The sequence below is a fragment of the Mesorhizobium sp. M7A.F.Ca.CA.004.12.1.1 genome, assembly GCF_003997835.1.
Lineage (GTDB): Bacteria > Pseudomonadota > Alphaproteobacteria > Rhizobiales > Rhizobiaceae > Mesorhizobium.
This window is the reverse complement of record NZ_RZRK01000903.1, coordinates 1-2381: the sequence shown is the minus strand read 5'-3', so window position 1 is coordinate 2381 and position 2381 is coordinate 1. Positions and strand designations below refer to the sequence as shown.

Genomic DNA, 2381 nt, shown 5'->3' with positions numbered 1-2381 from the left:
GCGTTACATGCTTGGAGCCCTCTGCCCAGAAACTGTCGGCGCGGTTGAAATATTCCTTCAGGATCGACAGATTGTCCCAGCTTCCCGAAATCAACAGCAGCCCGATCGCCAAAGCCGCGACCACAAGCACGCCAACCCGCGCCAATGGCGACAGGTTCAGCCTTGTCAGCACGTCGGCGAGCAAAAGCGTGAAGGCAAAGATCAGAATCCAGAAACCGGAGGCTGGCGAAACTCTGGCGAAGGTGTTGCCCGCCGGCGTGAGAAATGTTCCGGCGACACCGATCAGCAGCGCGAGCGCGGCAAGCGCCATCACGCTGGCGGCAAGGCGCAGCACAAGTGGTGTCTTGAACAGCGCAATGAGTGCTGCGGCGACAATGATGGCGAGCAGCAGCGTCCCGGTCGTTGCCGGCAGCGCATCGAGAATCGAGCGCGCCTGGCCGGGGACGATGCGGTTGGCACGGAACGTGGCAAAGGGGGCGGCGAAGGCCGCATAGGCTGATATCGCGGCGATGACCACGCCGAGCTTGTCGAAGCGGATGTTCACGCCCTGCCCCTTCAGTCGATCCGGCGCGCCACGAAAGCGGCGCGCCGGAATCGTCCTACTTCAGGAAGCCGTTCTTCTTCAGGAAGTCCTCGGCGACGCCCTTGACCGGCTCGCCGCCGACCTGAACGCGACCGTTCAGTTCCTGCAGGGTGACGAGGTCGAGCTTGGCGAAAACCGGCTTCAGCAGCGTCTCGATCTCGGGATGCTCCTTCAGCACCGCTTCGCGGATGATCGGCGCCGGCTGGTAGACCGGCTGCACGCCCTTGTCGTCGTCGAGCACGACGAGCCCGGACGGTGCGATGCCGCCATCGGTGCCGTAGACCATGGCCGCAGTGGCGCCATTGGTCTGGTTGGCGGCCGCTGCGATGGTTGCCGCCGTGTCGCCGCCCGAGAGGGTGATCAATTGCTCAGGCTTCAGCGTGAAGCCATAGGTGGTCTGGAAAGCCGGAAGTGCGGCCGCCGAATTGACGAACTCGGCGGAAGCCGCCAGCACCACCTGACCGCCGCCCGCGACATATTTGCCGAAGTCGGTAAGCGTGGCGAGCTTGTTGGTCTCGGCGACTTCCTTGCGAAGCGCGATCGCCCAGGTGTTGTTTGCGGGCGACGGCGACAGCCAGACGATCTTGTTGGCGTCGTAGTCGAGCTTCTTGGCCGTTTCATAGGCCTTGGCGGCGTCTTTCCAGACCGGGTCGTCGGCCTTTTCGAAGAAGAAAGCGGCGTTGCCGGTGTATTCGGGATAGATGTCGATCTCGCCGGCGGTGATCGCCTTGCGCACCACCGGCGTGCCACCGAGCTGGATACGGTCCGATGTCTTGATGTTGTTGGCGTTGAGCACGAGCTGGATGATGTTACCCAGCACGCCGCCCTCTGTGTCGATCTTCGAAGAGACAACCACCTGGGCATTGGCGGAAGCCACCGTGATGCCGAGCGCCAATGCCGCGCCGGCCAGAAACTTGACTGAAAACATTGTGAAACCCCTTGCTATGAACCGAAACGCGGTGACCGCATATGAGCATGGCTTCAACGGCCAGTCGGGGTACACGGTTTCATAACAATAGGTACAGACGCAATATTTTTGTTCCGAAGCGGTAAATTCGGCCGACATCGTGCTGACAGCGCCGTGTCAGGTGAAACGGCGGATGGATCAGGCTTCGGCTTTGCGCAAGCTCGTCAGCTTGAGCGCGCCGAGCGCCACGAAGCACAGGACGGTAACCGGAAAGACTATCCAGTTCAGCATCTCCCAGCCCCAGGCGTTGTAGACCATGCCCGACATCAGCGAGGCGCAGGCGACGGAGCCGAACAGGACGAAGTCGTGGAAGCCTTGCACCTTGCCCTTTTCCGACGGCCTGTAGGTGGCGGCCACCATCGCGGTCGCGCCGATGAAGCCGAAGTTCCAGCCAAGGCCTAGCAGGATCAGCGACGTCCAGAACTGCCACAGCGCCAGGCCCGACAGAGCGACAATGGCGCAGCCGATGAGCAGGATCAGGCCGGTGGCCACAATGCGTTCGGCGCCGAAGCGATGGATCAGCGAGCCGGTGAAGAAGCTTGGCGCGAACATCGCCATGACGTGCCAGGAGATGCCGAGCGTCGCGTCGTTCTCCGACAGGCCGCAACCGACCATGGCCAGCGGTGCGCCCGTCATGACGAAGCTCATCAGCGCATAGCTGCCGACCGCGCAGAAAAGCGCGGCGACGAAACGCGGCTGCGTGACGATTTCAGCCAGTGGCCTGGCGTCGCTGTCGGCGATCTCCACCTTGCCGGATGCTTTCGCCGGCAGCCGCAGGAACGACAGGATGATAGCGCCGACGGCGGCCAGCGGCAGGATGGAGATGAAGGA

General features: G+C 62.7%; 2 protein-coding genes and 1 pseudogene. All 3 read right to left on the bottom strand.

Annotation, left to right across the window (positions count from 1 at the left end; all coding sequences use genetic code 11):
- Positions 1-544 (bottom strand): annotated as a pseudogene (locus tag EN984_RS31485) (ABC transporter permease); the annotation flags it as partial.
- A gap of 55 nt (positions 545-599) precedes the next feature.
- Positions 600-1511, bottom strand: a complete 912-nt coding sequence (locus tag EN984_RS31480; protein ID WP_127267860.1) for an ABC transporter substrate-binding protein — start codon at positions 1509-1511, stop codon at positions 600-602.
- 177 nt (positions 1512-1688) lie between these two features.
- The coding region (locus EN984_RS31475) for an MFS transporter (RefSeq protein WP_164765786.1) at positions 1689-2381 on the bottom strand (693 nt) is incomplete at its 5' end.